This window comes from Mesorhizobium sp. M8A.F.Ca.ET.165.01.1.1 (genome assembly GCF_004792065.1).
GTDB lineage: Bacteria > Pseudomonadota > Alphaproteobacteria > Rhizobiales > Rhizobiaceae > Mesorhizobium.
In genome coordinates this window covers 1-286 of the sequence record NZ_SRTH01000244.1, presented here as the reverse complement: position 1 = coordinate 286, position 286 = coordinate 1, and the positions used below count along the sequence as shown (strand labels likewise).

The 286-nt window shown below is 65.0% G+C and carries 1 protein-coding gene; it reads left to right on the top strand.

Translation table 11 applies throughout. The annotated features are described in order from the left end of the window. Positions 1-286: AMP-binding protein (locus EN808_RS35930; RefSeq protein ID WP_145973056.1), on the top strand; the 286-nt coding region annotated here is incomplete at both ends.

Genomic DNA, 286 nt, shown 5'->3' with positions numbered 1-286 from the left:
GATCGAGATCATCGAAAAATATGGCGCCACTATCGTGTTCACCGCTCCGACCGCGTACCGGGCGATGATCGCCGCTCTCGACGAGGGCGCCAACCTTTCGTCGCTGCGGATTGCGGTCTCCGCCGGCGAGACCCTTCCCGCGCCGGTGTTCGAAGCGTGGGTGCAGCGGACCGGCAGGCCGATCGTGGATGGCATCGGCGCGACGGAGATGCTGCATATCTTCATTTCCAATCGGCTCGACGACCTGGCGCCTGGCCGAACCGGGCGTCCGGTTGCCGGTTACGAG